This window comes from Pseudomonas cichorii, from assembly GCF_018343775.1.
In the GTDB taxonomy this organism is placed as follows: Bacteria; Pseudomonadota; Gammaproteobacteria; order Pseudomonadales; family Pseudomonadaceae; genus Aquipseudomonas; species Aquipseudomonas cichorii.
Genome location: NZ_CP074349.1, coordinates 3491397 through 3517771 on the forward strand (window position 1 = coordinate 3491397; position 26375 = coordinate 3517771).

27 protein-coding genes are annotated in these 26375 nt (G+C 58.7%); 9 read left to right on the plus strand and 18 right to left on the minus strand.

Features of this window, described 5'->3' with window-relative positions; all coding sequences use genetic code 11:
• Positions 1 to 42 precede the first annotated feature (42 nt).
• Positions 43 to 231 carry a hypothetical protein gene (locus tag KGD89_RS14605; RefSeq protein ID WP_025260508.1) on the minus strand — a complete coding sequence of 63 codons (189 nt, stop codon included), beginning with the start codon at positions 229 to 231 and terminating at the stop codon, positions 43 to 45.
• Between the two features lie 100 nt (positions 232 to 331).
• Positions 332 to 1366, minus strand: coding sequence for an Ldh family oxidoreductase (locus KGD89_RS14610; protein ID WP_025260509.1), 1035 nt, complete (start codon positions 1364 to 1366; stop codon positions 332 to 334).
• A gap of 216 nt (positions 1367 to 1582) precedes the next feature.
• Here KGD89_RS14610 and KGD89_RS14615 point away from each other — a divergent pair, with 216 nt between their 5' ends.
• Positions 1583 to 2608 (plus strand): FecR family protein, encoded by a 1026-nt coding sequence (locus KGD89_RS14615; RefSeq protein ID WP_025260510.1) that lies wholly within the window; start codon positions 1583 to 1585, stop codon positions 2606 to 2608.
• Positions 2609 to 2872: 264 nt separating this feature from the next.
• Complete coding sequence (locus KGD89_RS14620; protein WP_025260511.1) at positions 2873 to 3256, plus strand: Fe2+/Zn2+ uptake regulation protein; 384 nt, start codon at positions 2873 to 2875, stop codon at positions 3254 to 3256.
• Between the two features lie 34 nt (positions 3257 to 3290).
• Here KGD89_RS14620 and KGD89_RS14625 read toward each other — a convergent pair whose 3' ends face one another.
• Positions 3291 to 3479, minus strand: a complete 189-nt coding sequence (locus KGD89_RS14625; RefSeq protein ID WP_025260512.1) for a hypothetical protein — start codon at positions 3477 to 3479, stop codon at positions 3291 to 3293.
• Positions 3480 to 3696: 217 nt separating this feature from the next.
• Here KGD89_RS14625 and KGD89_RS14630 point away from each other — a divergent pair, with 217 nt between their 5' ends.
• On the plus strand, positions 3697 to 5511 hold the full coding sequence (locus KGD89_RS14630; protein WP_025260513.1) for a monovalent cation:proton antiporter-2 (CPA2) family protein: 1815 nt from the start codon (positions 3697 to 3699) through the stop codon (positions 5509 to 5511).
• Between the two features lie 56 nt (positions 5512 to 5567).
• On the opposite strand, the gene KGD89_RS14635 is transcribed toward KGD89_RS14630, so the two are convergent.
• From KGD89_RS14635 to moaB, 3 genes are all read right to left on the minus strand, one after another.
• Positions 5568 to 6497, minus strand: a complete 930-nt coding sequence (locus KGD89_RS14635; protein WP_025260514.1) for a glycosyltransferase — start codon at positions 6495 to 6497, stop codon at positions 5568 to 5570.
• Positions 6498 to 6586: 89 nt separating this feature from the next.
• The gene (locus KGD89_RS14640; RefSeq protein ID WP_025260515.1) at positions 6587 to 7795 is read right to left on the minus strand and encodes a molybdopterin molybdotransferase MoeA; all 1209 of its coding nucleotides are present in this window, start codon (positions 7793 to 7795) and stop codon (positions 6587 to 6589) included.
• A 6-nt stretch (positions 7796 to 7801) separates the two neighbouring features.
• Positions 7802 to 8341: a molybdenum cofactor biosynthesis protein B gene (gene moaB / locus KGD89_RS14645; RefSeq protein ID WP_025260516.1), complete on the minus strand. Its 540-nt coding sequence runs from the start codon at positions 8339 to 8341 to the stop codon at positions 7802 to 7804.
• Between the two features lie 76 nt (positions 8342 to 8417).
• Here moaB and mobA point away from each other — a divergent pair, with 76 nt between their 5' ends.
• Both mobA and KGD89_RS14655 read left to right on the plus strand, forming a co-directional pair.
• Positions 8418 to 9020 (plus strand): molybdenum cofactor guanylyltransferase MobA, encoded by a 603-nt coding sequence (gene mobA / locus KGD89_RS14650; RefSeq protein ID WP_025260517.1) that lies wholly within the window; start codon positions 8418 to 8420, stop codon positions 9018 to 9020.
• A gap of 73 nt (positions 9021 to 9093) precedes the next feature.
• Positions 9094 to 9318, plus strand: a complete 225-nt coding sequence (locus KGD89_RS14655) for a YgdI/YgdR family lipoprotein (RefSeq protein ID WP_025260518.1) — start codon at positions 9094 to 9096, stop codon at positions 9316 to 9318.
• A gap of 165 nt (positions 9319 to 9483) precedes the next feature.
• Here the strand turns inward: KGD89_RS14655 and KGD89_RS14660 are convergent, their stop codons facing one another.
• Positions 9484 to 10374 (minus strand): pseudouridine synthase, encoded by an 891-nt coding sequence (locus KGD89_RS14660; RefSeq protein WP_025260519.1) that lies wholly within the window; start codon positions 10372 to 10374, stop codon positions 9484 to 9486.
• 206 nt (positions 10375 to 10580) lie between these two features.
• Here KGD89_RS14660 and KGD89_RS14665 point away from each other — a divergent pair, with 206 nt between their 5' ends.
• A complete protein-coding gene (locus tag KGD89_RS14665) occupies positions 10581 to 11435 on the plus strand; it encodes a shikimate dehydrogenase (protein ID WP_025260520.1) in 855 nt (284 codons plus the stop codon).
• 3 nt (positions 11436 to 11438) lie between these two features.
• Here the strand turns inward: KGD89_RS14665 and KGD89_RS14670 are convergent, their stop codons facing one another.
• Positions 11439 to 12110, minus strand: a complete 672-nt coding sequence (locus tag KGD89_RS14670) for a TetR family transcriptional regulator (RefSeq protein ID WP_025260521.1) — start codon at positions 12108 to 12110, stop codon at positions 11439 to 11441.
• A 100-nt stretch (positions 12111 to 12210) separates the two neighbouring features.
• Positions 12211 to 14118: a 3-dehydroshikimate dehydratase QuiC gene (gene quiC / locus KGD89_RS14675; protein WP_025260522.1), complete on the minus strand. Its 1908-nt coding sequence runs from the start codon at positions 14116 to 14118 to the stop codon at positions 12211 to 12213.
• 609 nt (positions 14119 to 14727) lie between these two features.
• Between quiC and KGD89_RS14680 the strand changes: the two genes are divergently transcribed.
• The gene (locus tag KGD89_RS14680; RefSeq protein ID WP_025260523.1) at positions 14728 to 16056 is read left to right on the plus strand and encodes an MFS transporter; all 1329 of its coding nucleotides are present in this window, start codon (positions 14728 to 14730) and stop codon (positions 16054 to 16056) included.
• A 114-nt stretch (positions 16057 to 16170) separates the two neighbouring features.
• Here KGD89_RS14680 and KGD89_RS14685 read toward each other — a convergent pair whose 3' ends face one another.
• Positions 16171 to 17055, minus strand: coding sequence for a DMT family transporter (locus KGD89_RS14685; RefSeq protein ID WP_025260524.1), 885 nt, complete (start codon positions 17053 to 17055; stop codon positions 16171 to 16173).
• Between the two features lie 244 nt (positions 17056 to 17299).
• Between KGD89_RS14685 and KGD89_RS14690 the strand changes: the two genes are divergently transcribed.
• On the plus strand, positions 17300 to 18556 hold the full coding sequence (locus KGD89_RS14690) for an OprD family porin (RefSeq protein WP_025260525.1): 1257 nt from the start codon (positions 17300 to 17302) through the stop codon (positions 18554 to 18556).
• 64 nt (positions 18557 to 18620) lie between these two features.
• Here the strand turns inward: KGD89_RS14690 and pcaC are convergent, their stop codons facing one another.
• The 8 genes from pcaC to KGD89_RS14730 form a co-directional block, all read right to left on the minus strand.
• A complete protein-coding gene (pcaC, locus tag KGD89_RS14695) occupies positions 18621 to 19019 on the minus strand; it encodes a 4-carboxymuconolactone decarboxylase (protein WP_025260526.1) in 399 nt (132 codons plus the stop codon).
• Positions 19016 to 20377: a 3-carboxy-cis,cis-muconate cycloisomerase gene (locus KGD89_RS14700; RefSeq protein ID WP_025260527.1), complete on the minus strand. Its 1362-nt coding sequence runs from the start codon at positions 20375 to 20377 to the stop codon at positions 19016 to 19018. Before KGD89_RS14700 ends, pcaC begins: the two co-directional genes overlap by 4 nt.
• A gap of 21 nt (positions 20378 to 20398) precedes the next feature.
• The gene (locus KGD89_RS14705; RefSeq protein ID WP_025260528.1) at positions 20399 to 21748 is read right to left on the minus strand and encodes an MFS transporter; all 1350 of its coding nucleotides are present in this window, start codon (positions 21746 to 21748) and stop codon (positions 20399 to 20401) included.
• Positions 21749 to 21820: 72 nt separating this feature from the next.
• Positions 21821 to 22423 carry a protocatechuate 3,4-dioxygenase subunit alpha gene (gene pcaG, locus KGD89_RS14710; RefSeq protein WP_025260529.1) on the minus strand — a complete coding sequence of 201 codons (603 nt, stop codon included), beginning with the start codon at positions 22421 to 22423 and terminating at the stop codon, positions 21821 to 21823.
• Positions 22424 to 22435: 12 nt separating this feature from the next.
• The gene (gene pcaH / locus KGD89_RS14715) at positions 22436 to 23155 is read right to left on the minus strand and encodes a protocatechuate 3,4-dioxygenase subunit beta (RefSeq protein WP_025260530.1); all 720 of its coding nucleotides are present in this window, start codon (positions 23153 to 23155) and stop codon (positions 22436 to 22438) included.
• A 128-nt stretch (positions 23156 to 23283) separates the two neighbouring features.
• The gene (gene pcaQ / locus KGD89_RS14720) at positions 23284 to 24213 is read right to left on the minus strand and encodes a pca operon transcription factor PcaQ (RefSeq protein ID WP_025260531.1); all 930 of its coding nucleotides are present in this window, start codon (positions 24211 to 24213) and stop codon (positions 23284 to 23286) included.
• A gap of 35 nt (positions 24214 to 24248) precedes the next feature.
• Positions 24249 to 24488 carry a glutaredoxin family protein gene (locus tag KGD89_RS14725; RefSeq protein WP_025260532.1) on the minus strand — a complete coding sequence of 80 codons (240 nt, stop codon included), beginning with the start codon at positions 24486 to 24488 and terminating at the stop codon, positions 24249 to 24251.
• Between the two features lie 100 nt (positions 24489 to 24588).
• Complete coding sequence (locus tag KGD89_RS14730) at positions 24589 to 25671, minus strand: acyltransferase family protein (RefSeq protein ID WP_025260533.1); 1083 nt, start codon at positions 25669 to 25671, stop codon at positions 24589 to 24591.
• A gap of 388 nt (positions 25672 to 26059) precedes the next feature.
• Between KGD89_RS14730 and KGD89_RS14735 the strand changes: the two genes are divergently transcribed.
• Positions 26060 to 26374: a DUF883 family protein gene (locus tag KGD89_RS14735; protein WP_025260534.1), complete on the plus strand. Its 315-nt coding sequence runs from the start codon at positions 26060 to 26062 to the stop codon at positions 26372 to 26374.
• Position 26375 lies beyond the last annotated feature (1 nt).

Genomic DNA, 26375 nt, shown 5'->3' on the forward strand with positions numbered 1-26375 from the left:
TTCGTATATCAGCAAGCAAGCAGGAGGCTGGAAACGCCGACATCAGGCGACAGCGGCTGCACGACACTCGTCGTCATAGAGGGGTTCAGTAAGTGTCATCGAACCGTGTGGCTCATCAAAATTGAATTGACGCAGGGCAGTTGCCAGAGCAAGAAAATCTTCGCGCTGCATCTCGTTGACCAGGATGGCGCAGTGGTGAGTGATCGAACCTTGCAATGCATTCAGGGACATGACAACCTCGTTACCAGATACTGTTCTTATATACAGTATTCATTGAGCAGGCCCCGCACAAGCCTGCTCGCGACGAATGGTCATTCGATGCGTCTCGCAATCACGACCTGGCCAGTGCCTCCAGGCGCTCCCAGTCGCTCACCTCGATATCGATTCCAGCGGCCAGCGACCGGGCGCGCAGCGCATAGCGGCGATCACCGGGAATACGCTCCTGCCCTGCCCCCTGCATCTGCCTGACAAGCTCTTCGCTGCGCTGGGCAAATTGCTGGCCGCTGCCGCCTCTGTCCGGATCGATGACGATAAGCAGTTGTCCGGTCCAGGGTGTCTGGGCACCGGGGTGTTTCGACCAGTCGAATTCAAACGAAAAATTCCCGCCAGTCAGCCCGGCAGCCAGCAGTTCCACCATCATGGACAGTGCCGAGCCCTTGTAGCCACCAAACGGCAACAGTGCCCCGCCATCGAGAATGGCCTTGGGGTCTTCGGTGGGCTGTCCATTGCGATCCACACCCATGCCTGCTGGCAGCATTCGCCCTTCCCGTGCAGCGATCTGCACATCGCCATGGGCGATGGCGCTGGTCGCCAGATCGAACACCACCGGTTCACCCCCGGCACGGGGCGCTGCAAAGGCAATCGGGTTGGTGCCAAACAGCGGTTGTTGCGCACCATGGGGCACGACGCAGGTCATGCTGTTGACCACACTCAGCGCCACAAAGCCTTGTTGGGCAAAGGGTTCGACATCCGGCCATAGCGCTGCGAAATGATGAGAGTTGCGAATGGCCAGAATCCCGATCCCGGCGTTCGCAACCTTTTCGACAAGCAGTGAACGAGCAGCCTCCAGGGCTGGCTGGGCAAAACCGTTGGCAGCATCGACCCTGACGAAGGCCCCGGCAACATCTTCGACCACAGGCACCGTCTGGCCATCGACCCAGCCACTGGCCAGGGACGACAGGTAGCCTGGAATGCGAAAGATGCCGTGGCTGTGAGAGCCATCGCGTTGTGCGCTGGCGCAGTTTTCGGCCAATACGCGAGCGGTCTGCGGCGAAGTACCATGGGCCAGAAATATCTGCTGAAGCAGATCGGCCAACTGCTGATACGAAACGGTTCTGAACTGCTCATTATCACGAGTTGCGGACATCCAGAGCTCCGGTGTCAAGGTTGAAAAAGCAAGTATCGGCGCATCTGAAAATATCGCTGCGTCCTTCGGAAAAACGTCCAGACCGTTTTTTACATCAATGAGAGCCGATCACATTCACGATGAAATACTCCTCTGCCTGATACTCAATAGCCATACATTGTTCTCTACAGTAGACATCAGGAGGTAGAATGCCCCACGGTAAAGACCGGAGAGCCAATGAGCGCCCCCAACCTCAGCGAAGCAGAATATGACGCAATAACCGATGCCGCCGCGCATTGGTGCATGCGCCTGCATGCCGATGACTGCACGGATGCGGAGCGAAAGGTTTTCAATCAATGGCTCAATGCTCATCCACAGCATGCGATCGAATACCAAGCAATGCTGGAGATATGGGATATTTCCGAGCAGGTCACGCCCGCCAATCCGGCCCCGGTTATCGAACTCAAGCCGCAAGCACCCAAGGCTCCGTCCTACCGCAAACGCTCGCGCCGTCACTACGCCGTCGCTGCCACGATTGCTGCCCTGGCGATTCCTCTGGCAGGCATTATCGGCTGGAATCAAGGCTGGATTCCCAACGCTTACGACACCTACGAAACCCTGGACGCCACCCGGGTCGTCACCATGGCCGACGGCAGCCGCGTTGAGCTGAATCTGGGCACGCAACTGACTTACGCCAATTACAAGGATCGGCGCAGCGTCACCCTGAAAAAGGGCGAGGCGTTCTTTGAAGTCAGCCATGACAGCACTCACCCGTTCGTGGTCAGGGCCGGTCAGGGCAGCGTCAAGGTGACGGGCACCCGCTTCAATGTCTGGATGTATCAGGAGCAGGTGCGGGTCATGCTGGTCGACGGTTCGGTGCAGGTCTGCAGCGACCGTTCGCAGCCAGGAGCCGGTTATCGTCTGGAGCCAGGCATGCAGGCCAGTTACAAGCCTGGGGACTTCCAGCCGAAAATCAGTGAAACCCACAGCGGCGACACCAGCCTTGCCTGGCGCAATGGCAAGCTGATCTTCAATGACCTGCCACTGAGCCAGGCATTACCCTTGATCAACCGCTACCTCCAAACGCCGATCCTGCTGGCGGATAACGCCACGGGCGCCATTCGCCTGGGCGGCAGCTATAACACTCAGGACATGTCGAATCTGCTGACCTCCCTGCCCAAAGTGTTGCCGGTATTCGTCACCCGCAATCAGGAAGGCAACCCCGTCCTCAACAAGCGCTCTTCGGCAACGCCCAAAGGCTGATCCTCTTATTGCCGCACTATTTCCTTTGCGACAAATGCAAATGCGAAGCGTTTTCACAGATTTTTGAATAATACCCCGGTATGATCCGGGTGTTCGCGCTGCTTTTTATCGCCCGGAAAACGGCCGTCCTCCTGGCAAAATCACATTTTTATGTTTTTTTTGCGTTCAACGATGAGTTTTTCAGGCGTTCGTTCGTCATTAGTAATGAGTTTCGTTCACAGAACCCAATGAGCCGTATCTGAAAAAGCCTGAAAAGGAGTTTGCATGTTCAATCGTCAAGGAATTACAACCCGCACGATGCTCCGGCAGACGGCCCTTTCTGCCCAGGCAGAATCGCCCGCCGCAGAAACCGATCGCCCCGGCAACGAACATATAAGGCTGCTGCTGAAAAGTTTTGGTCTGCGCACCAGCCTCGTCAGGCTGAAGGTTCTGGATGCGCTGCTGGCTGCCAATGATGAAGGCCAGACCCTGGGAGTACGGGGTGTACACAGCCAGTTGCTGCGACTCGATGTGCCGTTGTCTTTTCTCAGTGTCCGCGAGGTGCTCAAGCGCCTGTGCGATGAAGGCGTGATCAACCTCAACGCAGACAAGACCTACAGCCTGCACCCTCGCGCCTGGGAATGGCTGAACGAATCGAACAAAGATTGACCCCCTTCGATGCGAAGATGCAGGGCAACGAATCTCAGCGCTTGACCTTGCGTCGCATGATGCCGTTCAGAACGACCACGATCACGGCCACGCTGATGGCAATGTACTGGAAGGTCTTCTCACTCAGCACACCCGTGTTCTGCAGGTGTGACAGCCCCAGCATGATCGCCATGACGGACAGGATGATCAGAATGGAGTAAATCAAGCGTTGCTTGTTGGTCATAACGGTTTCCTGAGTTCTCTGGACAGCATTGGCTCTGCGCAAATGCCCGCATATGGTACGCCGATGCGCCGCTTCTGGCACGGCTCCCCCCGCTTCATCACCGCCTCTTTGACAGTCACAAAGCACAATTGAACATTGCCGTGTGAATCACGCATGGTTTAATGCCGCCCCTCAAAGTCGTTTATCGACTGTTCATGACTTGCCAAGGAGTTTCAACATGCCCCATGAAGGCAGCCTGCTACAGGCCGCAGTCGTGTTCCTGCTCGCCGCCGTATTGACCGTTCCGCTGGCCAAACGCCTGCAACTGGGCGCCGTGCTGGGCTATTTATTCGCGGGGGTCATCATCGGTCCTTCAGTACTCAAACTGATCGATAACCCGGAAAGCGTCAGCCATATCTCGGAACTCGGGGTGGTGTTGCTGCTGTTCATCATCGGCCTGGAGCTGTCCCCAAAACGTTTATGGGTGATGCGCAAGGCAGTCTTTGGTGTCGGCATGGCGCAAGTGCTGCTGACCGGTCTGGTGATTGGCTGTGTTGCCCTGCTGGCCTTCGAGCAACCCCTGAATACAGCTGTGGTGCTGGGTCTTGGGCTCGCATTGTCTTCCACCGCTTTCGGCCTGCAAAGCCTGGCCGAGCGCAAGGAGCTGAACAGCCCCCACGGACGCCTGGCGTTTGCCATTCTGCTGTTTCAGGACATCGCGGCCATCCCGCTGATTGCCATGGTTCCGTTGCTGGCCGGCACCAGCCACGAGCAAGAACTCAGCTCCCATGAAAGCCTGCTCCACAGCCTGCAAGTGCTGGGCAGCATCGCGATTGTGGTGGTCGGAGGCCGCTACCTGCTACGCCCGGTGTTTCGCATCGTGGCCAAGACCAAGATTCAGGAAGTGTCCACAGCCACCGCACTCCTGGTGGTCATGGGGACAGCCTGGTTGATGGAGCTGGTGGGCGTGTCCATGGCGCTGGGCGCATTCCTGGCCGGTCTGCTGCTGGCAGACTCCGAGTACCGGCACGAACTCGAAGCGCAGATCGAGCCTTTCAAAGGGCTGTTGCTGGGGCTGTTTTTCATCAGCGTCGGGATGGGTGCCAATATCAGCCTGCTGTTCAGTTCACCGGTGATTGTGCTGGGACTGACCTTTCTGCTGATTGCCCTGAAGTTTCCGCTGCTGTTTTTCATCGGGCGTCTGGCAGGCGGGCTGAGTAAACAGAATGCCCTGAGTCTGGGGCTGGTGCTGGCCGCAGGGGGTGAGTTCGCTTTCGTTGTCTTCAAGATCGGCAACCAGCAAGGCCTGTTCGAGCCCGAGCTGTACGACATTCTGATCCTGGCCATTACTCTCTCAATGGCCATGACGCCGCTGCTGTTCATGGCCATGGCCCGCTGGATCAAGCCCAAGGTCAAGCCTGTCGAGGTGCCGGACGAGTACAGCGATATCAATACCGACAGCCCTCGCGTGGTGATTGCCGGCATGGGCCGTATGGGCCAGATCGTGGCGCGTATTCTGCGGGCGCAGAATATCCCTTTCGTGGCGCTGGATACCGCGGTGGAATCCATCGAGTTCTCGCGCAGCTTCGGCAATGTTCCGGTGTTCTATGGCGACCCGCTGAAGCCGGAAATCCTGCGGGCGGCCAAGGTTCATGAAGCCGAGTTCTTTATCATCGCCACCGATGACCCCGACACCAACATCAAGACCGCCGAGCTGATCCGTAAGCTGTACCCGGACATGAAGATCATCGCCCGCGCGCGTAACCGCCAGCACGTCCATCGCCTGATCGACGTGGGTGCCCAGGCGGTACGTGAAACGTTCTATTCCAGTCTGGAAATGAGCCGTCAGACCTTGCTGGGCCTTGGCTTGAGCCAGGCCCAGGCCGATGCACGGATCAGCCGCTTCAAGCGTCACGACGAACAGGTACTGGCTGCCCAGCATCTGGTGTATGACGACGAAGCCAAGCTTCTGCAAACCGCACGGGAAGCCAGGAAGGAACTGGCGCAGTTGTTCGAGGCAGATCGTCAGGAAGAGGAATCGGGGAAATCCTGATTCGCGACTGAAATCGCTCCTACAGGCGTAGGAGCAAATTCATTCGCGAAAACCTGCTACTCGGCATACGGGCTATCCCAATAGCGCTTGTGCATGCCGAGTTTTTTCTTCAGGCCTTTGGGCAGACGCTTTTCCTGCTTGCTCAGTTTATAGGCCAGCAGCTTGAGGGCGTTGCGTATGAAAGACAGTGGCCACAGCAGAACGCGACGCTTGCCCAGAAAGGCCAGCTCTGATTTCACGTAGCGCATCCCCTCGCCCGCAATGCCGCCAAAGGTTTCGTAGATCCAGGATTCCCGAGACTGGAACACGCCGATATCGAAGTAACGACAAAACTCTTCGCGCAGGCTGTAGTTGTGGGAATGCCTGCACACCGCCGAACCTTCGTAAGCGATTTTCCAGCCGTCGAGCAGCATCCTGGCCGTGACGTACATGTCTTCGGAGAGGATCACATGCCGCGGGAAGCCTCCCGTCGCCAGCAACGCCTCCCGACGATACGCCGCGAAGGAGTTCGACATGAACGGTGTCTTGATGCCAAGCGTTGCAGCATCTTCAAGGGTCTTAATCCGGGAAGTCGGCGGGTAATTGAACAGGCGCGCATGTTGCGCCAGCAGGTTGGCATCCTTGTGGGGCAACTGCCGCCCGCATACTGCGCCTACCTTGGGATCGGCAAACGGCAGCAGGATATTGGCGATGGCGTCGACGTCCTCCACATAGGCATCCTGGGTCATGTAGACGTAGACGTCGTAGTCGGGGTAGCGCTCGACCATCATCTGCCGGGTGCCGCCGTGGTTGAAGTCCTTGCTGTCGATACGGATCACATTGGCACAGCGTGACTGTGCCAGTTCCAGCGTGCCATCCGACGAGCTGGAATCAACGATCAGGGTGTCGAAGGTCGCGGTCTGGGTCGCCAGAGAATCCAGCAGGCGATCCAGATCCTTGCGCCCGTTGTAGGTCGGAATGACACAAGCCACTCTCAAAGACGGCATAACAATACTCCAGAGCAAATTCCTGATGCCCAATCTGTCAGCGTGTTTGAGGGTAGCTCATGCCTCGCCGGACGACCATTTGAATGCAATCAGCCCAGCACTTCACTCAAGGGAATGAAATTGACCCAGTCACCTTCAGCAACCGTGGTGCCTTCACGCACCTCGATCAAGCCGTCGGCCCAGGCCGCACTGCGCAGAACGCCGGAGCTTTGATTGCTGTAGGCCACGGCGCGCCCCAGTTCCAGACGCCCGCGCAGGTATTCGCGACGATTGCCCGCCTTGCGCCAGACGAACCCGGCCGGGACGGGAAACTGCATGGGCGTGACATCTGCAACGCCCTGACGGCGGAGCAGATAGGCGCGAGCCAGCAACGCAAAGGTCACCAGCGTGGACGCCGGATTACCCGGCAGGCCGATCACCGGCACGCCACGGAAATGGCCGAAGGTCAGCGGCTTGCCCGGCTTGATCGCCAGTTTCCACAACGACAGCTCGCCCTCTTCCCGTAGCGCATGGCCGAGGAAGTCCGCTTCGCCTACGGATACGCCGCCCGTGGACAGGATCAGGTCGACCTCGTTGAGCCCCGCCAATGCAGCACGGGTCTTTTCCAGATCGTCCGGCAGAATGCCTGCATCCACGACCTCGCACTCAAGACGCTTCAACCAACTGCACAGCAGCACGCGATTACTGTTGTAGATCTGCCCAGGTCCCAAGGGCTGACCGGGTTCGATCAACTCATCGCCGGTGGAAAGCACGGCCACACGAACCCGGCGTATGACCTCAAGCCCGGCCAGGCCCAGGGATGCCGCGAGCCCCAGTTCGATAGGCCCCAGACGAGTACCCGCTGCCAGCACCTTGTCGCCGACCGTGGTTTCCTGTCCTTGGGGACGGATGTTCTGGCCAGGCTTCAGTGGCTCGGTAAAACGTACGCGCTGGTCCTGCAGGACTTCGGCGTTTTCCTGCATCTCGACGCAATCGGCACCTTCCGGCATGGGAGCGCCGGTGAAGATCCGTGCGCAAGTGCCGGCTGCCAGCGGCTCGGGAGCCTGCCCGGCGAAGATGCGCTGGCTGACGGGCAGCGGCTCGCCGGTCCAGTCCGCCAGACGCAAGGCGTAACCGTCCATGGCGCTGTTGGGCCAGGGCGGCAGGTCGAGGGTGGAAATCAGATCCACCGCCAATACACGCCCCTGGGCTTCGGCCAGCGGAACCCGTTCACGCTCGGTGACGGGCGAGGCTTCTGCCATTTCCAGCAGACGCGCTATGGCTTGTTCGACAGGCATCAGGGCCTGAGGTGCGTTCATGCCCGCTCAACCACGGGTGGCGCAGGGCTCGGCCTGCTTGAGGTGCGGCACGAAATTGCACGGGCGGAAACGCGAATCCAGCTGTTGAGACAGAATCCCGTCCCAGGCCGTACGCACCGCGTTGGTGGAGCCCGGCAGGCAGCAGACCAGCGTACCGTTGGACAGACCGGCCAGCGCCCGGGACTGAATGGTCGAGGTGCCGATATCCGGTACGGAAATCTGCCGGAACAGCTCGCCGAAACCATCGACCTGCTTGTCCAGCAGGCAACTCACGGCTTCCGGGGTGCTGTCACGTCCGGTAAAGCCTGTGCCGCCAGTTATCAGCACAACCTGAACCTGCTCATCGGCAATCCAGGTCGCAACCTGGGCGCGGATCTTGTACAGGTCATCCTTGAGCAGGACGCGCTCTATCAGGCCGTGACCGGCTTCAGTCAGGCGATCGACGAACATCTGCCCCGAGGTATCGTTTTCAAAGGTGCGGGTATCGCTGACGGTCAGGACGGCGATATTCAGGGGTACAAAAGGTGTGTCAGCCTTGGCTTTCATGGCCTCGATCCGGTTGTTAAGGAAACAGGCCGGTGTTATATCACAGCACTCCTTTTTACTGCCCGGTGAGTCTTTGATGAATGTTGGCGTCACATTGCCGAACTGCTCGATCCTGCTGCTGGCCGGAGGTCAGGGGCAACGCATGGGCGGGCGTGACAAAGGCCTTGTGCAATGGCAAGGCGAGCCGCTGATTCAGCACCTGCATCGCCTGACACGTCCCTTGACCGATGACCTGATCATTTCCTGCAATCGTAACCTGGAGCGTTACGCCGCTTACGCCGATCAACTGGTTCAGGACGATAACACCGACTTCTCGGGGCCGCTGGCCGGCATCCGCGCAGCCCTTCCCCTTGCCCGGCACGAATACCTGCTGGTGCTGCCCTGCGACGCACCGCTGATCGATAACGCCTTGCTGCAGGCGCTGCGCAACACCGCGCTGGAACACCCGAATCATCCGGTCATGGTTCGCGAAGGCGAACACTGGCAGCCCCTGCTCTGCATTATCCCGACCCTTCATGCCGAGGCGCTGGAACATGCATGGCAGAGCGGTGAACGCAGCCCGCGCCGGGCCATGGCGCACCTGCAACCTGTGGCCTTGCAACTGGAGACTGGCGACCCGCGGCTTGCCAATCTGAATACTCCCGAATTGCTGAGTCAGATCAATGAACAGGCTCAATAAACTTTTCATGGAACTTGCAGAAGGTGTATACGTCTGAGAGTCATTAACCAAGAGTCCATCCGGAGACACTGTCATGAAACAACGCACTCTTCCTGCCGCCTTTTTGCTGGCACTGGGTATTGCTTCCCTCGCAGGCTGCGCATCGCCAACTGTAATCACTCTGAATGATGGCCGTGAAATCCAGTCCGTGGACACACCTCACTACGATGAAGATTCGGGCTTCTACGAGTTCAAGCAACTCGATGGCAAGCAGACCCGCATCAACAAGGATCAGGTACGTACCGTCAAGGATCTGTAATCCGGACGTGATGTAGAAAAAACCCGCCAGTCGTATTGATGGCGGGTTTTTTATTGGCTCCCTCAATTTCCGTAGGACCGACTTCAGTCGGGAAGGCGGTAGTGAACTGGCAATGAGGGCTGAATGTACTGGCCTCTTCCCGGCTGAAGCCGGTCCTACCTGTGCTTACCAATCAAGTTTCAGCAGACTCTCGAACTGGCGTGGCTCCCCGCTCACCGGGTCGATGAAGCGCAACCCCTGTGCCAGCAGTTTCAATGGCCGGTCGTAATCGTCGACTGCATCCTTGATGACATCGGGATAGAACGGGTCATTGCAGATCGCCGCGCCCAGCGCCGCCATGTGCACGCGCAACTGATGCTTCTTGCCGGTCACCGGATACAGCCCGTAACGCCACAACTCCCCGTTACGCTCGCAGACTTCAATGCGAGTCTCGGTATTACTGGTACCCGGCCCTTCCTGCATGCGGAAAAACGGTTCGCCATCCACCAGCCTACTCTTGTGCAGACGAGGAAATTCGAGTCCGGGCAGCGCAGGTGCAATGGCTTCGTAACGTTTGTCGATCTTGCGAGTGGGAAACAGCGCCTGATAAGCCGAGCGGCTTTGCTTGTTGGCCGAAAACAGCACCAGCCCCGCGGTATGCCGGTCGATGCGGTGCAGCGGAACCAGGTCCGGGTTGCCCAATCGATGAATCAGACGCCGCAGCAGGGTTTGCTCGACATATTCGCCAGCAGGCGTAACCGGCAGGAACGGGGGCTTGTCGGCCACGACCAGATGCTCATCGGCATACAGAATCGTTTCCACGACCGGGATCGGCGTTTCGTTCGGGACTTCGCGAAAATAGTGAATCTTCAGGCCTTCCCGATAAGCCAGATCGGGGGAGACGGGCATGCCGTTGCCATCCAGCACCCTGCCACGGGCGATGCGGTCCAGCCACTGCTCACGGCTGATGGCCGTGAATCGCGCGCACAGGCAGTCGAGTACCGTCGCCCAGGGGCCAGGCGGCAGATAGAGGGTACTGGCTTGGTTATGGGCGGCAACAAAAACGGACTCGGACATGCGCGGATCTGACACTCGTGAAGATGCAGGAACAACGGACGTGCATTATCCCTCAAGGGCTTGATCCTCGCTATGCGGGCGATAACCGCACCAAATTCCTGCAAGGCCGGAGATAGAACCTGCAGCACTTTGAACCATCTGGTACATTTTGCCGAAAATGTTTGCCCGACACCGGGCAGTGACGCCAGAACAAGAGACAGAAAGTCATGACCCAGATTGAAAGACCGTCCATTCTCGCGGGCCTGATCGGCTCAGGTATCCAGGCCTCACGAACACCGTCGATGCATGAACATGAAGGCGATGCCCAGGGTTTGCGCTATCTGTATCGGCTGATAGATATCGACGCCCTCAAGCTGGATATCAACGCACTGCCGCGCCTGCTGGAAGGCGCCCAGAACACGGGGTTCACAGGCCTCAATATCACCTTCCCCTGCAAACAGGCCGTCATTCCTCTGCTGGACGAACTGTCCGACGAGGCTCGCGGCATTGGCGCAGTCAACACCGTGGTCTTCAAGGATGGCAAGCGTATCGGCCATAACACCGACTGCCTGGGCTTTGCCGAAGGTTTGCAGCGCGGTCTGGCTCAGGCTCCGCGTCAACATGTGGTGCAGATGGGCGCTGGAGGTGCCGGCGCTGCCGTGGCCCATGCGTTGCTCAGTGCAGGCGTGCAACGCTTGAGTGTGTTCGAGGTAGAGCCTGAACGCGCCCGAGGCCTGGTCGATAACCTCAATACGTTTTTCGGCGCAGGCCGGGCTCAGGTGGGCATCGATCTGCCAGGGGCAATGGCCGAAGCCGACGGGCTGGTCAATACCACACCTGTGGGCATGGCCAAATTGCCCGGTACGCCCTTGCCGGTAGAACTGCTGCGCCCCGAACTCTGGGTGGCCGAAATCATTTACTTCCCGCTGGAAACCGAACTGCTCAAACATGCCCGCGCACTGGGCTGCCGCACTCTCGACGGCTCGACCATGGCCGTGTTTCAGGCGGTGAAAGCATTCGAGCTGTTCAGTGGTCGCCCTGCCGATGCAGAGCGCATGATGGACCACTTCCACAGCCTGTAAGACTCAACGTTTGAGGTAACTCAGGACAGCGTCGCAGATCATGGTCTTGTGACGCTTCTTGACATCATCGCTCCACAGTTCGATCTGGAAAATCTCGCTGAACGTGTGGCGGTTGGAAATGCGATAGAAGCAGAACGAGCTGATCATCAGGTGCAGGTCCACCGGATGGACACCTTCGCGGAACAGCCCCATGGACTCGCCGCGTCGCAAAATATCGTCCAGCGCACGAATGATGTTCTGGCTCTTGGCCTGAATCGAATCGGACTGTTTGACGTTCTCGCCATTATGTATGTTTTCGATGCAGACAATCCGCACGAAATCGACATTGCGGTCATGGTGGTCGAAGGTGAATTCCACGACTCGATGGATGGCTTCCACCGGCTCAAGCTCGCCCAGGTTCAACTGGCTTTCGGTGGTGCGGATATCGCCGTAGAGCTTTTCCAGCACTTCAACGTACAGTTGCTCCTTGCTACCGAAGTAGTAATAGATCATCCGTTTCGACGTCTTGGTGCGCTCGGCGATGGCATCGACTCGCGCCCCGGTCAACCCATAGGCAACGAACTCGACGATGGCCGCCTGCAGGATATCCTCGCGGGTTTTCTCCGGATTGTTCTTGCGGCTCTTGCGCAGCGCATCGACGGGCTCGACGGCAGCGGAGTCGGCAGTTTTTTTCATTATTCGCTCACGACCACGGTTGAATTCCGGATTATGAAGCGCGTAATGGATCGAGGGAAGCTGCGCAGCACTCCTGCACTGCGCAGCCCGGCAGCTGGCGTCAGAGACGCGCCTGACGCGCCGCCACGTTACGGGCCTTGGCCATGGCCGCAAGACGCACCGGAACGTTGGCCGCGCCATATCCGACGTAATCGTTCTTGCGTTGCAGGATCTCGAAGAAGAAACGCCCGTCAAAGGCATCGGTGTAGACATGGAACAGCTCGCCGCCCTGGGCATCACGGTCGTACAGCACGTTGTAATACGCCAGTTCGCTGAGGAATTCGTCATCGAAGTCGAAGCGTGCGGCCAGGTCGTCGTAATAGTTGAGCGGGATATCCAGCAACGGGACGCCTGCCTCCTTGGCGCGGCTGACCTCGGCGAAAATGTCTTCGCACGAAAACGCGATGTGATGCACGCCGGAGCCACGATAACTCGACAGAGCATGGGATATCGCCGTGTTGCGGTTTTCCGAAATGTTCAGCGGCAGACGGATCGTACTGCACCGGCTGCGCAACGCACGGCTTTTGACCAGCCCGTAAGGGTCAGGCAGCACCACTTCGTCATCGGCCTCGAAATCCAGCAGGCTCTTGTAGAACAGCACCCAACTGTCGAGGCTGTCTGCCGGCAGAGCCATGGCCATGTGGTCAATGCGCTGCAGGCCGCCCTGATCCCTGGTCTTGGGGTCAACGATAAAGTCGATGTCGTAGATCGACTGGCCAGGCTCTGCGCCCTGAACCAGATAAATCAGGCTGCCATCGGGCGCACGCACCGAAGGGATTTCCCGCTCGTTCGGCCCGACCAACCCACGGTAGGGCTGGCCCTTGAACGCTCGCGCACGCTCCAGCGCCCTGTTGCCATCATCCACTCGCAAGGCAGTGGCGCACAACGAAGGGCCATGGGCCTCGAAAAAGCTGTGGGCAAAGGAATAGGGTTCGGCATTGAGCACAATCTTGATATCACCCTGACCCAGCAGGCTCACCGCCTTGGAGCGATGCTGCCCCAGACGGGCGAAACCGAGACGTTCCAGCCAGCCGGACAATCGTGCGCCCTGAGTCTCGTCAACCGCGAACTCAAGGAACTCGACGCCACTGTACGTGCTGGCAGGCGGCGGGTTGAACAGGATTTCGGAAGCCACCGGCTCAGCCTCACGGGCCAGAAGCTCGCGGGTTTTCTCTTCCAGATAGAGCAATGAGCGGAAACCATCGGCGGCGTTGGCGCGGGTTGGTGCAGCCCGAAAACCATCATTGAAGACTTCCAGCGACAAAGGCCCGGTGTAGCCACTGCGCAGGATCGGCGCCAGAAAGCCTGGCAGGTCGAATTCGCCCTGCCCGGGGAAGCAGCGAAAATGTCGGCTCCACTCCAGCACGTCCATGGCCAGGATTGGCGCATCGGCCATTTGCACGAAAAATATCTTGTCGCCGGGAATCTGGGCGATGGCACCTGGATCGCCCTTGAGCGAAAGCGTATGGAAACTGTCGAGCAATACACCCAAAGCCGGGTGATCGACCTGACGCACAAGATTCCAGACCTGTTGCCAGGTATTCACATGACGCCCCCAGGCCAGGGCTTCGTAGCCCACCCGCAGGTTACGGGCACCGGCACGCTCGGCCAGCAGGCCCAGGTCATCGAGAAGGATATTTTCATCGCCCACCGAGTCGGCGGCGGCATTGCTGCAGACCAGCACCAGGTCGGTGCCCAGTTCCTGCATCAGATCGAATTTGCGTTCGGCACGGTCGACATTACGCTGAAGCCGGTCACGGCGGCAGCCTTCAAAATCACGAAACGGCTGGAACAGAGTGATGGCGATACCCAGGTCGGCGCAGATCTGCCTGACGTTGCGCGGGCTGCCGTCGTAATACAAAAGGTCGTTCTCGAAGATTTCTACCCCGTCGAAACCGGCTGCAGCAACGGCTTCGAGCTTTTCAGGCAGAGTACCGCTCAGGGATACGGTGGCAATAGAACGCTGCATGCTTTGAGCTCCTGGATGAGCACAACCTCTTCGGGTCGTGACTGGATAGCACCGCATTCTCGGCCTGAATCGGCCTCATTAGAGGGGTGCGAGTAAAGTATTTCCCTGTCAAAATGCCAGATCAACATAAAGTGTACGAACTGGTTAGTTTTGCGTTCGATTATCGAACAAAAGCCATTTTCCTCGATTGACGCTGTTTCGATCAGTCCTCACCATCTGCCACACATTGCAGGATCACCGCGTGTCCGTTTTTCGCTTCACGGCAACAAACCCATAACAATTTCAAAAAACAGGAATATTGCTCATGTCTACCCTCCTTGCGCCGTCCGCTCTCACCTCGACACGCCCTTACCGGTCACTGGACCGACGATACCAGCAGGTCGTTCACGCGACCCGACCTGTCGACGCCTGAATCAACCCAGCGCACTCGAAGGGTTGAGCCTGTAAGATGCCGGCCCGTTGAATCGTTCAGAAGATGCCGTGAGCAACCGGCCACGGGCATAACGGTTCGACGATCTCACTTTTACAGGTACAGCGCCTGAGTCGAGTGGACTTCTCAATTCCGACTGTAGCGAACTGCACAGTCTTGGAACGGATGGTTAGAACATCATGATCAACACCCAAACCAACCCAGCCGCCCGGGCTGCCCGGGCGGGCATCGGCGAAAAGATTCGTGGCGCCATGGCCGTGGGCAAGACCCGCTGGGGCATGCTTGCCCTGGTGTTCTTTGCAACCACCCTGAACTACATAGACCGTGCAGCACTCGGTGTCATGCAGCCGATCCTGGCCAAGGAAATGAGCTGGACGGCGATGGACTACGCCAACATCAACTTCTGGTTCCAGGTCGGTTATGCGGTGGGCTTCATACTGCAAGGCCGGTTCATTGACCGGGTCGGCGTCAAGCGTGCTTTCTTCCTGGCCGTGCTGCTCTGGAGCCTGGCCACCGGCGCCCACGGCCTGGCGACATCCGCTGTCGGCTTCATGATCTGCCGCTTCATTCTGGGCCTGACCGAAGCTGCCAACTACCCCGCCTGCGTCAAGACCACACGCCTGTGGTTCCCGGCCGGGGAACGTGCAGTGGCCACCGGCATCTTCAACGCCGGGACCAATGTCGGCGCCATGCTGACCCCTGCCCTGCTGCCATTGATCCTGACCATCTGGGGCTGGCAGGCCGCGTTCATGGCCATGGGCTCGCTCGGTCTGTTCTGGGTCATCATCTGGCGCCTGAAGTATTACAACCCCGAAGAACACCCGACCCTGAGCAAGAGTGAACTGGACTACATCAACCAGGAAGTCGAGCCAGAGCCGGTCAAGGTGCCTTTCTCACATATCCTGAAGATGCGCGGCACCTGGGCGTTCGCCGTGGCCTATTCCCTGACCGCTCCAGTGTTCTGGTTCTACCTGTACTGGCTGCCGCCGTTTCTCAATCAGCAATACAACCTGGGCATCAGCGTCACGCAAATGGGTATCCCGCTGATCCTGATCTGGCTGACCGCCGACGTGGGCAGCATTGGTGGCGGCATCCTGTCCTCATGGCTGATCGGACGTGGTGTACGGGCAACCACCGCACGCCTGATATCGATGCTGATCTTCGCCATCACCATCTGCAGCGTGATCTTTGCCGCCAATGCCAGCGGATTGTGGGTTGCCGTACTGGCCATTTCGGTAGCGGTCGGTGCGCATCAGGCCTGGACGGCGAATATCTGGAGTCTGGTGATGGACTACACGCCCAAGCACATGATGAGCACCGTATTCGGCTTCGGCGGGATGTGTGCGGCCGTCGGCGGGATGTTCATGACCCAGTTGGTCGGCGCGGTCCTCACTGCCACCAATAACAACTACAGCGTGCTGTTCACCATGATCCCGGCGATGTACTTCATTGCCCTGACCTGGATGTTCTTCATGGCACCCCGCAAGGTGCCGAAGATCAGCGAGTAATAGAACGGCCACCTGTCAAACGCAACATCCGTAGGAATTTATTCGCGAGACGCCCGTACATCCGAAAAAAATGTATCGCCGTCAATGACGTCTCGCGGATAGATCCGCTCCTGCTCACCCCTTGCTACGCTGCTGCCACGCCGCAGCAAGCCCGCTCAGGCAGATGATCACGATGCCGACCTGGGCGATGGGTGACGGCATATGGTCGAAGACCATGAACCCCAGAAGGCCCGCAAAGACAATCTGGCAGTAACTGAACGGCGCCAGGATAGCCGGCGCGGTGAAGCGGAATGCCTGGGTCAGCAGCAAATGAGCGGACATCCCGCACGCCCCCAACGCCAATAGAAACGGCCAGTGCTTGAGCTCAGGCGTCTGCCAGAAAAACGGCACCAGCGCGCTCATCAGCAAGGTATTGAACAGACCGGCAAAGAAGTTGCTGGTGGTCGGGCTGTCGTACGGGCTGACCAGACGAGTCAGCAGTTGATAGATCGCAAAGCACAAGGCCGAAGACAGCGGCAGCAGAATCGCCGGAGTAAAGAGTTCACCGCCCGGGTGAATGATCACGATCACCCCCGAAAACCCCACCACCACCGCCAGCCATTGGCCCCGCGTGACACGCTCCTTCAATAATGGCACCGACAAGGCCGTGACCAGCAACGGCGCAAGAAAGTTGACCGCCGTGGCTTCAGCCTGGGGGATGAACATCAGGCTGCTGGTAAACAACAGGCTGGTACCCAGCAGGGCCAGCGCACGCAAGACCTGAAAGCCCGGTCGCTTGGTGCGCAACACCCGCAGCCCCGCCGACGGCATGAAAATGAACGCCATGAGCAGCGTATGAACCAGATAGCGCGCCCAGACCACCAGAATGATCGGATAGAAGCCGGAAAGGTATTTGGAGAGCGTGTCATGGCTGGCGAACAGAAAGGTCGCCAGCAGGATCAGGCCAATTCCCTTGAGGGGTTGATTGATACCGGATAGCGGCGTGCTGGTAGTGCTCATCGGGCTTCCTTGTTCTGGCATGCAACTGAAGAATATTCACGCGCCTCGCCCAGCGGGGCCGCAATCATTTTTGAGTGAGCATCGCAGGCAGTAATCGGGGCGTCTCGTTAAAATGTTCTAACCAGTTAATTTTTGGTCGATAATCGCACGAAATAGCATTTTTCCAATTGCAGACGCTTCTTTGGTCTTTACTATCAGAGCCAGTTGTACTGCCCACAAATAATGATAAGAAGGCTCCTACCTCATGCGCTTGAAATCCAACTGCAAAATCCTTTGCGGCTTTTCTGCGGCTATCACAGCCAGTCTCACTCCCACCTTCAGCCAGGCGGCAGGCTTCGTCGATGATGCCAAGGTGGGCTTGAACCTACGCAACTTCTTTATCAACCGCAACTTCGTCGACCCTGACAACGCCCAGAACGGCGCTCAGGAATGGACCCAGAACTTCATTCTCGACGCCCGCTCCGGCTTCACCCAGGGCACCGTCGGCTTTGGCGTCGATGTACTGGGGCTCTACTCCCTCAAGCTTGACGGCGGTAAAGGTTCCGGCGGTACACAACTGCTGCCGATACATGGTGACGGACGCCCCGCCGATGATTTCGGACGACTGGGCGTTGCGGCCAAGGCGCGCTTTTCCAAGACCGAGCTGAAAGTCGGCGAATGGATGCCGGTGCTGCCCATCCTGCGCTCCGACGATGGCCGTTCGCTGCCACAGACCTTCCGTGGCGGACAGATCACCTCGAAGGAAATCGACGGCCTGACACTCTACGGCGGCCAGTTCCGCGCCAACAGCCCGCGTAACGACGCAAGCATGGAAGACATGTCGATGCAGGGTCGCGGGGCATTTACCTCCGACCGGTTCAACTTCGGCGGCGGCGAATACACCTTCAATGAAAAACGCACACTGGTCGGCCTCTGGTACGCCCAGCTCGAAGATATCTACCAGCAACAGTACCTCAATGTGGTCCACAGCCAGCCGCTGGGCAAATGGGTACTGGGTGCCAACCTTGGTTTCTTCAACGGCAAGGATGACGGCCAGTCACTGGCCGGCGACATGGACAACAAGACCTGGTCGGCCATGCTCTCGGCCCGCTACGGCGGCAACACTTTCTACCTCGGCCTGCAGAAAGTCAGCGGCGACAGCGCCTGGATGCGGGTCAATGGCACCAGTGGCGGCACCCTGGCCAACGACAGCTACAACTCCAGCTTTGAAAACGCCAAGGAACGTTCCTGGCAGTTGCGCCATGACTACGACTTCGCCGCACTCGGCGTGCCCGGCCTGACCCTGATGAACCGCTACATCAGTGGCGAAAACGTGCACACAGGCACCATCACCAATGGCGAAGAATGGGCTCGGGAATCGGAGCTGGCTTATGTCTTCCAGAGCGGCTCGTTCAAGAATCTGTCCGTCAAATGGCGCAACTCCAGCATGCGCCGCGATTACAGCACCAACCAGTTCGACGAGAACCGCCTGATCGTCAGCTATCCGTTGTCGCTGCTCTGACAGACAAAGGCCGCCAGGGAAAACCCTGGCGGCCTTTTCATGCACCCACTTCCTGAGCCCGCCATCACTCCTTGTTCAACGACTCCACGCCCATCTCGTCCCACACCTCTTCAGCCAGATGGAAAGTCGCATTGGCGGCCGGAATCCCGCAATAGATCGCGCTCTGCATCAGCACTTCCTTGATCTCGTCACGGGTCACGCCATTGTTTTTGGCGGCCTTCAGATGCAGACGCAATTCCCCTTCGCGATTCATGCCGATCAGCATGGCGATGGTGATCAGGCTGCGGGTATGACGCGGCAGGCCGGGGCGCGTCCAGATATCGCCCCAGGCATGACGGGTGATCATTTCCTGAAACTCTTCGTTGAAGGGGGTCAGTTTTTTCAGGCTGTTATCGACATGGGTATCGCCCAGCACCGCACGACGAACCTGCATGCCGGCCTGATAGCGTTCTTCTTCATTCATTGCTTGATCCTTGTGTGTTCGGCGACGGCACGTTCAACCCAGAGTCGGGCCTGGCCAAGGTAATGAGCCGGGTCGAGCAAGCGATCCAGCTCTTGAGATGACAATTGGGCAGTGACGTGCGGATCCTCACCCAGCACCTGACGCAGATGCGCGCCCTGCTGGACTGCCCGACGACAGTTCTGCTCGACCAGATGGTGTGCAGCATCTCGTCCGATGCGTCGGGAAAGCTCGATGCTGACAGCTTCGGCCAGCACCAGCCCACGGGTGGAATCCAGATTCACCAGCATCCGCGACTCATCGACTTCCAGCCCCGGCACAACCTGCAAGGCTTGCTGCAACGAGCCGGACACAAGGCAGCAGAGTTCCGGCAGGGTTTCCCATTCTGCATGCCACAGGCCCAGACTGCGCTCATGCTCCTGAGGCATGGCGGTAAACATTGTGGCGACCAGCCCCGGCGCGCGAGTCGCCGCGCCGATCATCACCGCTGCGCCCACCGGATTTCGTTTGTGGGGCATGGTCGAAGAGCCGCCCTTGCCTGCTGCCGCGGGCTCGAACACTTCGCCAACTTCGGTCTGCATCAGCAGGCTGATATCCCGGCCCATCTTGCCCAGGCTGCCCGCAATCATGCCCAACAGACTGGCGAACTCCACCAGCCTGTCACGCTGGGTATGCCAGGGCTGATCAGGCACGCTCAACTGCAACTCGTCTGCCAGGGCCTCGGTTACCGCAAAAGCCTCATCCCCCAAGGCCGCCAGACTGCCGGAAGCCCCACCGAACTGCAGGCACAGCAGGCGCGGCCTGATCTCTTCCAGGCGCTGGCGATGGCGCGTCACCGCCCCCAGCCAGCCAGCGATTTTCATGCCCAGCGTCACTGGCGTCGCCTGTTGCAGCCAGGTGCGCCCGGCCAGTGGCGTCTGCGCATGACGCTGGGCCTGCACGACAAGGGTGTCGGCCAGCTCTTGCAGATCACACTCCAACAGTTCGATAGCACGACGCACTTGCAGGATAAGCCCGGTATCCATCACATCCTGGCTGGTAGCCCCCATGTGCACGTAACGTTCGGCTTCAGGGTTACGCTGGGCAATCTGCTTGCCCAGCGCCTTGACCAGCGGAATCGCCGAGTTGCCCGCATTACCGATTGCAACGGCCAGGTCATCGAAATCGAACAGCCCGGCACGGCAGCTTTCCACAATATCGGTCACTACGTCCCCGGGAATCAGCCCGACACGGGCCTGAGCCCTGGCCAGTGCGGCCTCGAAATCCAGCATGCCCTGCACTCGCCCGGCATCGCAGAACACCTCGCGCATTTGGGGCTGAGTGAAATAGGCATCGAAAAGTTGATTGCTCGGTCTGTTCACATCACCGCTCCAGATAAAAAGTCAGGTGGCATCTGCATGGCTGACCCAGCCTTTGATCAGTACCGCCAACGCGGCCAGCGCAGCGGGAATCACCAGTGCAGTCAGGACCTGCTCGAAGCTCCAGCCCAATCCCAGCAGCGTCGCACCAGCCCAGGCACCGAGAATCGCACCAAAGCGACCAATGCCCAGCATCCACGAAACACCCGTGGCACGACCCTGGGTCGGATAGAAACGGGCCGCCAGCGAAGGCATCGCCGACTGCGCTCCATTGATGCACATGCCCGCCATCAGCACGAGGGTCGCCAACAGCGCAACATTGTGCAGGCTCTGCCCGACCAGCCAGGCGAACACACCGGCCAACGCATAGGCCACGCCAATCACCTTATGCGGGTTGAACCGGTCCATGGCCCAGCCGACGCCCACGGCACTGAGCACACCGCCAAACTGGAACAAGGCACCGATGAACGCCGACTGCTCCATGCTCGCGCCGCTGTCGCGCATCAGGGTCGGCAGCCAGCTGGTCAGCAGATAAACGATCACCAGGCCCATGAAATAGGTCAGCCACAGCAACAAGGTTCCGGTGCTGTAAGTGCCGGAAAAAATCACCTTCAGTACATTGCGGCTGCTGACGGTCTTTTGCTCCGGGACGCTGAAATCCCCGGCGGTCGCTACCTCAGACGGCGCAATGGGCGCCAGTACTTTACGAATCCGCTCTGCACCGCGATTGCGCACCACCAGAAAACGCGCCGACTCCGGCAGCCAGACCATCAGCACCACTGCCAGCAGCAACGGCAGGATGCCGCCGAGCATCAGCAGGCTGTGCCAGCCCAGGCTGGGAATCATTTTCGCCGAGACAAAACCTCCGCACGCCATGCCCAGGTTGAACCCGCAGAACATGCTGGTGACCAGCAAGGACTTGAGGCGCTCGGGCGTGTATTCGGACAGCAGCGTGGTAGCGTTGGGCATTGCCGCACCCAGCCCCAGGCCGGTCAGCAGACGCAGCACCAGCAACTGGTCGATATTGGTGCTGTAGGCCGAAGCCAGGCTGAACAAGCCAAACACAAACACTGCGACCACCAGCACCACTTTGCGACCAAAGCGGTCAGCCAGCGGCCCGGAGCCCAGTGCGCCGAAGACCATGCCGATCAGGGCTGCACTCATCACCGGCCCAAGGCTGGCACGGTCAATGCCCCAGTCCTGACTCAACGCAGGCGCAATGAAGCCCATGGCCGCCGTATCCAGGCCGTCGAGAAAGACGATCAGAAAGCACAACGCAACAATCCGCCACTGATACCTGGACAGCGGCTGACGGTTGATGAAGACCTGCACGTCGAGCGTGCCCGTGGCGGGCTCGCGAGCTGAAAGCGTCATGGATGTTTCCTTTTATTTTTATAAGGTCGCCAGCCAATGCTGGCGCCATGCAACGCACGCAATGACAACTTTTTAAAAGTCGAAAAACACCGTTTCGTTCTCGCCCTGAATCTGGATATCAAAGCGGTAAGCCAGTTGACCATCGACGCTGCAACGCCGTGCAATCAGTGTTTCGCGACGTGGCGGTTGTTCGATCAGGTTCAGCACCGGATCGACCGCATTGGCCTGAGGCTCATCGTCGAAATACAGCCGCGTCTGCAAGTGGATATTGATCCCTCGGGCAAACAGAGAAACGTTGATATGGGCCGCCATCGGCACTCCGGCGGCGTTGTGCACGACACCCGGCTTGATGGTCTTGAGCGTCCACAGGCCATCGTCCCCAGTTGCGGTACGACCAAAACCGTTAAAGGTCTTTTCAGCCCCGTAAATGCTGTCATAGACACCATTATGGTCGGCCTGCCAGAACTCCAGAAACGCATCGCGAATCAAGTGGCTATTGCCATCGTAGACATTCCCCAGTAACAGAATGTGCTCACCCGGCGCACCGGGCTTGGCCATCTCGTTCCAGATTTCCAGCTCGCGAGTCGGGTTACCGGCTATTTCCAGCGCCAGACCGATATGCACATAAGGGCCAGCGGTTTGCGAAGGCGTTTCCTGCAACAGTTGAACGGGCATGTCGAAACCTCCTCAGCAGTTTTCAAAGTGAGTCTTGCGCTGGCCGCGCAGAACGATATCAAAGCGATAGGCCAGACAATCCATCGGATTGCCCATGCCGAGGTCAAGCCTGGCGATCAGGCTCTGGACCGCATCGGGGTTGGTAATCGACTTGACGATCGGGCAGATCGGAATCAACGGATCGCCCTCGAAATACAGCTGGGTGATCAGGCGCGTGGCAATCGACGGGCCACTGACAGAGACATGGATATGCGCAGGCCGCCAGTCGTTGGGGCCGTTGCGCCATGGGTACGGCCCGGGTTTGACAGTGCGGAAACTGTAGTTGCCTTCGCTGTCGGTCAGGGTCCGGCCGACACCGCCGAAATTGGGGTCGATGGGTGCCAGATAGCTGTCGCGCTTGTGACGATAGCGGCCACCGGCATTGGCCTGCCAGATTTCCACCAGCGTGTGCGGAACAGGCTTGCCGTACTGATCGCAGACCCGACCGGCGACGATGATGCGCTCACCGATGGGCAAGCCGCCATTGTTGAAGTTGAGCAACAAGTCGTTGTCATGCTGACCGAACTTCAGGTGTGAAAAGTCCGGGCCGCTGGCTTCGGAAACCGATTGTGGAATGCTGACCAGCGCCTGGCGCGGGGAGCGCAGGATCGAGGTCTTGTAATCCGGTGTCAGTGCTTTGGGATGCCAGTTGCGATCCCGAATGACGAAGCGGCTATTGTCCGCGACAGACATGGCGTTCTCCTTGTTCTTTTTATGGAGAGCGCAAGTGCTCATCACTTGCGCTGCAGGCTGCGGCGAAGTGTCGCGTGATAGCACTTAATCGAAAATTGAAAATATTTGCAGCATCCATAACCAAATGGTTATGTATATCGCCCGTCACGATACGCCTCGCCCACCCCGCGCAATTCATCTACGCACCACTGGGCAGCCCGCGATAACGGCAAGGCGGGATTACTGCACAGGCCCACGGAGCCACCCGGCTCGCGAATCCCCATGTCCAGTTCCACCAGTGTGCCGATCTGCAATTCCTGAAGTACGGCATCCAGCGGCGCAATCCAGATCGCGTTGCTGCACTGCACATAACGCCGGCTCAAGGTCAGCGACAGGGTTTCCAGTCGCTGGCGTGGCGGCTGAATCCCGTATTGCACGAACAGGCTGTCAGCAAACTTGCGGATGGTGGTCCCGGCCAGCGGCAGGACCAGCGGGAAACTTTCCAGGCTTTCGCGTTTGAGAGGCGCCGCCAGCAAGGGGTGATAATTGCGAACCACCAGCGTCATCGACTCGTTGTACAGATGCTCGAAAGTCAGGCCCTGGATCTGCGGGCTGTCGGTCATGCGCCCCACGACCAGATCCAGCTCGCCGACCCGAAGCTGCGACAACAGATAGGCGCTGGGGCCAGTCATCACGCTGACAACCAGAGCCGGATGCCGCTCGTGCAGCCTGCTGATCACCTCAGGCACCAAAAGGCTTTCGGCGGTGGACAACACCCCCAGCCGCGCCGTGACCGTTTCATGCTCCCCCGAACGCAGGCTACTGACGCCTTCACGCAGCGCCTGCACACTCGGCCCGGCAAAGCGCATGAAAGCCACCCCCGCTTCAGTCAGGGCAGCGCCGCTCTTGCTACGCACGAACAGCGTGGTTTCCAGCAGGGTTTCCAGTTCCTTGAGGCTTTTGGACAGCGCCGGCTGGCTGATCGCCAAGGCATCGCAGGCCCGAGCCAGACTGCCCTGGCGCGCCACTTCAAGAAAGCACACCAGATGACGAAACTTGATTCGGGTATCGATATTCAACGTGCGCCGGGCCTTTTGATGAGAGGTAAAACAGTTCAATGACTCAGAAAAAAAGCAACCTGCTCACTGTCAAAGGGCCAATCCAGTTCGGCACCGGTATCGATGCGTCGCAACACGGGAATCCGCAGGCCATAGTCTTCGAAAAAAGCTTCGTTGTCGGCGATATCCACCAGTTCGACCAGCAGACCATGCTCGACCAGAGGCAGCAGAATCCCCTCGGCGACCTCGCAGAGATGACAGCCCAAGGTACCGAACAGTTGGCATTCGGGTGGCATGAAACGCATCCTCCCAGACAGTAGGCTAACTATTCTAGGACGGTTGATGCGTCAGCGCGAGTGCGTCAAACAGGCTGGGCCGGTCAGCGGACATGAGGTTCTAGGAGCCCACCAGGCGCGCGTCATTCCTGAAGCGCCGCTTGCTGAACTCGTTGGCACGATCGAGCACCGGCTTCTCGAAACAGCGGTAGCCTACCCAGCCGTAACACACCACGGCAGCCATCATCAGCGACGCGAAGAACAGGTTGTCCAGATAGCTCTCGGGCCACGCGCCAGCCAGATGCCAGACCCGACCTATTACACCCAGAACTAGCAGATGCGACAGATAGACCGTGTAGGACATGTCGCCCACGGCAACCAGAAACCCTGGCATGGCGATCCTTTTACGCCTCTCCAGCAGCACAAGGCTCAACACCAGCGCGCCGAATGCCGACCCCACGGCCAGCATGCGCAACAAGCCCTGGCTGTCGTGAAGACGATAGATACCGATCAGGGGCATGCTCAGCAGCGCAATAACCAGCAGCCCCCAGACCGTCGACGTCGGTACCCGTTCGCTGCGTGGCCCGTAGAAGAACAGCGCCAGGGCAACGCCAATGATGAACTCCAGTGAATAGGGATGCAGGATGATCTTCAGCGCCGGTGAATAGTCCTGCCAGCTCTCCAGGCTGTTGAACACCACGATGACCAGGGCCCAGACCCCAAGCAGCAACGGCAGGCTACGCTCACGGAACCACAGGAAAGTGGAAAACATCAGGTAGAACCACAGCTCGAACAGCAGCGACCAGGCCACCATCACCAGCAGGACTTTATCGTTGGGCAGCAGCAGGAAGGACATCAGCAGATTGGATGAACCATGGCCGCTGTTGACCATACCGGGCATGGCCAGATACACCCCAAGCGTGATGAAGAAATACAGCCAGTAGGTCGGATAGATTCGCGAAACACGGTTGAACAGAAAGCGCTGCGCCTCGACACCGTTCTGGAAGCGCCCGCGACTGACAATCACCATCACGAAGCCGCTGATCACAAAGAACAGATCGACACCCAACTGAAAGAAATCGAGAAAAGGCGGCAGAAGAATATCGCCGCCGGAAAATTTTTCCTCCAAAGACATCATGTGGAACAGCACGACGCCCAACACCGCCACGCCCCTGAGCCCTTGCAGGGAATACAGCCGCTCCATGCCTTTCTCCATTACTGACCGCCGCTGCTCCATGGCAACGCAGTACCCGATGACCGAGCCCCACAATTGGATACAGAGCATAGCCAAGCGTGGAAATTATGAAACCCCGGGCTCCAGCCTTTCAGCTTCACCTTCATGAAAGCAGTCCGACACGGGCAAGGCACAATCACGCAAAATCTTCGACAATGCATTACCTTTATTCAGGTCAGTTGCATCGACCCTTGCTGGCATCCTTGTGGCAGAACACGCCAAATTAGCGCGCTCGCCCCCGATGACGCACCAATATAAGCCACACGCTGCTGCGCCGGAACTGGCCGCGGCAATTGAAATGAACCTTCGCGAATACGCTGCACTCGAAACATCCATACGCCACCTGACGGAGAAAAACATGGCTCGCCAAACAGCACAAAATGCTCAAGATATATTGATGGCCGATTTTCAGACCCTGGTCGCCGACACCGAAAAACTGCTCGAACATACCGCCACTCTGGCTGGTGACCAAGCAGACGAGTTGCGCAGCCAGATCCACGAAAGCCTGTTGCGCGCCCGTGAAACCCTGAAACTGACCGAAGAATCCCTGCGCGAACGCGGTCAGGCAGCGGTCATCGCCACTGAAGACTATGTCCAGAACAATCCATGGCAATCGGTAGGTATCGCTGCCGGTGTCGGGTTCATTCTGGGCCTGCTGGCAACGAGGCGTTGAT

Coding starts and splice junctions, on each gene's coding strand:
- KGD89_RS14605 (WP_025260508.1), bottom strand. CDS start 231: ATGTCCCTGAATGCATTGCAAGGTTCGATCACTCACCACTGCGCCATC.
- KGD89_RS14610 (WP_025260509.1), bottom strand. CDS start 1,366: ATGTCCGCAACTCGTGATAATGAGCAGTTCAGAACCGTTTCGTATCAG.
- KGD89_RS14615 (WP_025260510.1), top strand. CDS start 1,583: ATGAGCGCCCCCAACCTCAGCGAAGCAGAATATGACGCAATAACCGAT.
- KGD89_RS14620 (WP_025260511.1), top strand. CDS start 2,873: ATGTTCAATCGTCAAGGAATTACAACCCGCACGATGCTCCGGCAGACG.
- KGD89_RS14625 (WP_025260512.1), bottom strand. CDS start 3,479: ATGACCAACAAGCAACGCTTGATTTACTCCATTCTGATCATCCTGTCC.
- KGD89_RS14630 (WP_025260513.1), top strand. CDS start 3,697: ATGCCCCATGAAGGCAGCCTGCTACAGGCCGCAGTCGTGTTCCTGCTC.
- KGD89_RS14635 (WP_025260514.1), bottom strand. CDS start 6,497: ATGCCGTCTTTGAGAGTGGCTTGTGTCATTCCGACCTACAACGGGCGC.
- KGD89_RS14640 (WP_025260515.1), bottom strand. CDS start 7,795: ATGAACGCACCTCAGGCCCTGATGCCTGTCGAACAAGCCATAGCGCGT.
- moaB (WP_025260516.1), bottom strand. CDS start 8,341: ATGAAAGCCAAGGCTGACACACCTTTTGTACCCCTGAATATCGCCGTC.
- mobA (WP_025260517.1), top strand. CDS start 8,418: ATGAATGTTGGCGTCACATTGCCGAACTGCTCGATCCTGCTGCTGGCC.
- KGD89_RS14655 (WP_025260518.1), top strand. CDS start 9,094: ATGAAACAACGCACTCTTCCTGCCGCCTTTTTGCTGGCACTGGGTATT.
- KGD89_RS14660 (WP_025260519.1), bottom strand. CDS start 10,374: ATGTCCGAGTCCGTTTTTGTTGCCGCCCATAACCAAGCCAGTACCCTC.
- KGD89_RS14665 (WP_025260520.1), top strand. CDS start 10,581: ATGACCCAGATTGAAAGACCGTCCATTCTCGCGGGCCTGATCGGCTCA.
- KGD89_RS14670 (WP_025260521.1), bottom strand. CDS start 12,110: ATGAAAAAAACTGCCGACTCCGCTGCCGTCGAGCCCGTCGATGCGCTG.
- quiC (WP_025260522.1), bottom strand. CDS start 14,118: ATGCAGCGTTCTATTGCCACCGTATCCCTGAGCGGTACTCTGCCTGAA.
- KGD89_RS14680 (WP_025260523.1), top strand. CDS start 14,728: ATGATCAACACCCAAACCAACCCAGCCGCCCGGGCTGCCCGGGCGGGC.
- KGD89_RS14685 (WP_025260524.1), bottom strand. CDS start 17,055: ATGAGCACTACCAGCACGCCGCTATCCGGTATCAATCAACCCCTCAAG.
- KGD89_RS14690 (WP_025260525.1), top strand. CDS start 17,300: ATGCGCTTGAAATCCAACTGCAAAATCCTTTGCGGCTTTTCTGCGGCT.
- pcaC (WP_025260526.1), bottom strand. CDS start 19,019: ATGAATGAAGAAGAACGCTATCAGGCCGGCATGCAGGTTCGTCGTGCG.
- KGD89_RS14705 (WP_025260528.1), bottom strand. CDS start 21,748: ATGACGCTTTCAGCTCGCGAGCCCGCCACGGGCACGCTCGACGTGCAG.
- pcaG (WP_025260529.1), bottom strand. CDS start 22,423: ATGCCCGTTCAACTGTTGCAGGAAACGCCTTCGCAAACCGCTGGCCCT.
- pcaH (WP_025260530.1), bottom strand. CDS start 23,155: ATGTCTGTCGCGGACAATAGCCGCTTCGTCATTCGGGATCGCAACTGG.
- KGD89_RS14725 (WP_025260532.1), bottom strand. CDS start 24,488: ATGCCACCCGAATGCCAACTGTTCGGTACCTTGGGCTGTCATCTCTGC.
- KGD89_RS14730 (WP_025260533.1), bottom strand. CDS start 25,671: ATGGAGCGGCTGTATTCCCTGCAAGGGCTCAGGGGCGTGGCGGTGTTG.
- KGD89_RS14735 (WP_025260534.1), top strand. CDS start 26,060: ATGGCTCGCCAAACAGCACAAAATGCTCAAGATATATTGATGGCCGAT.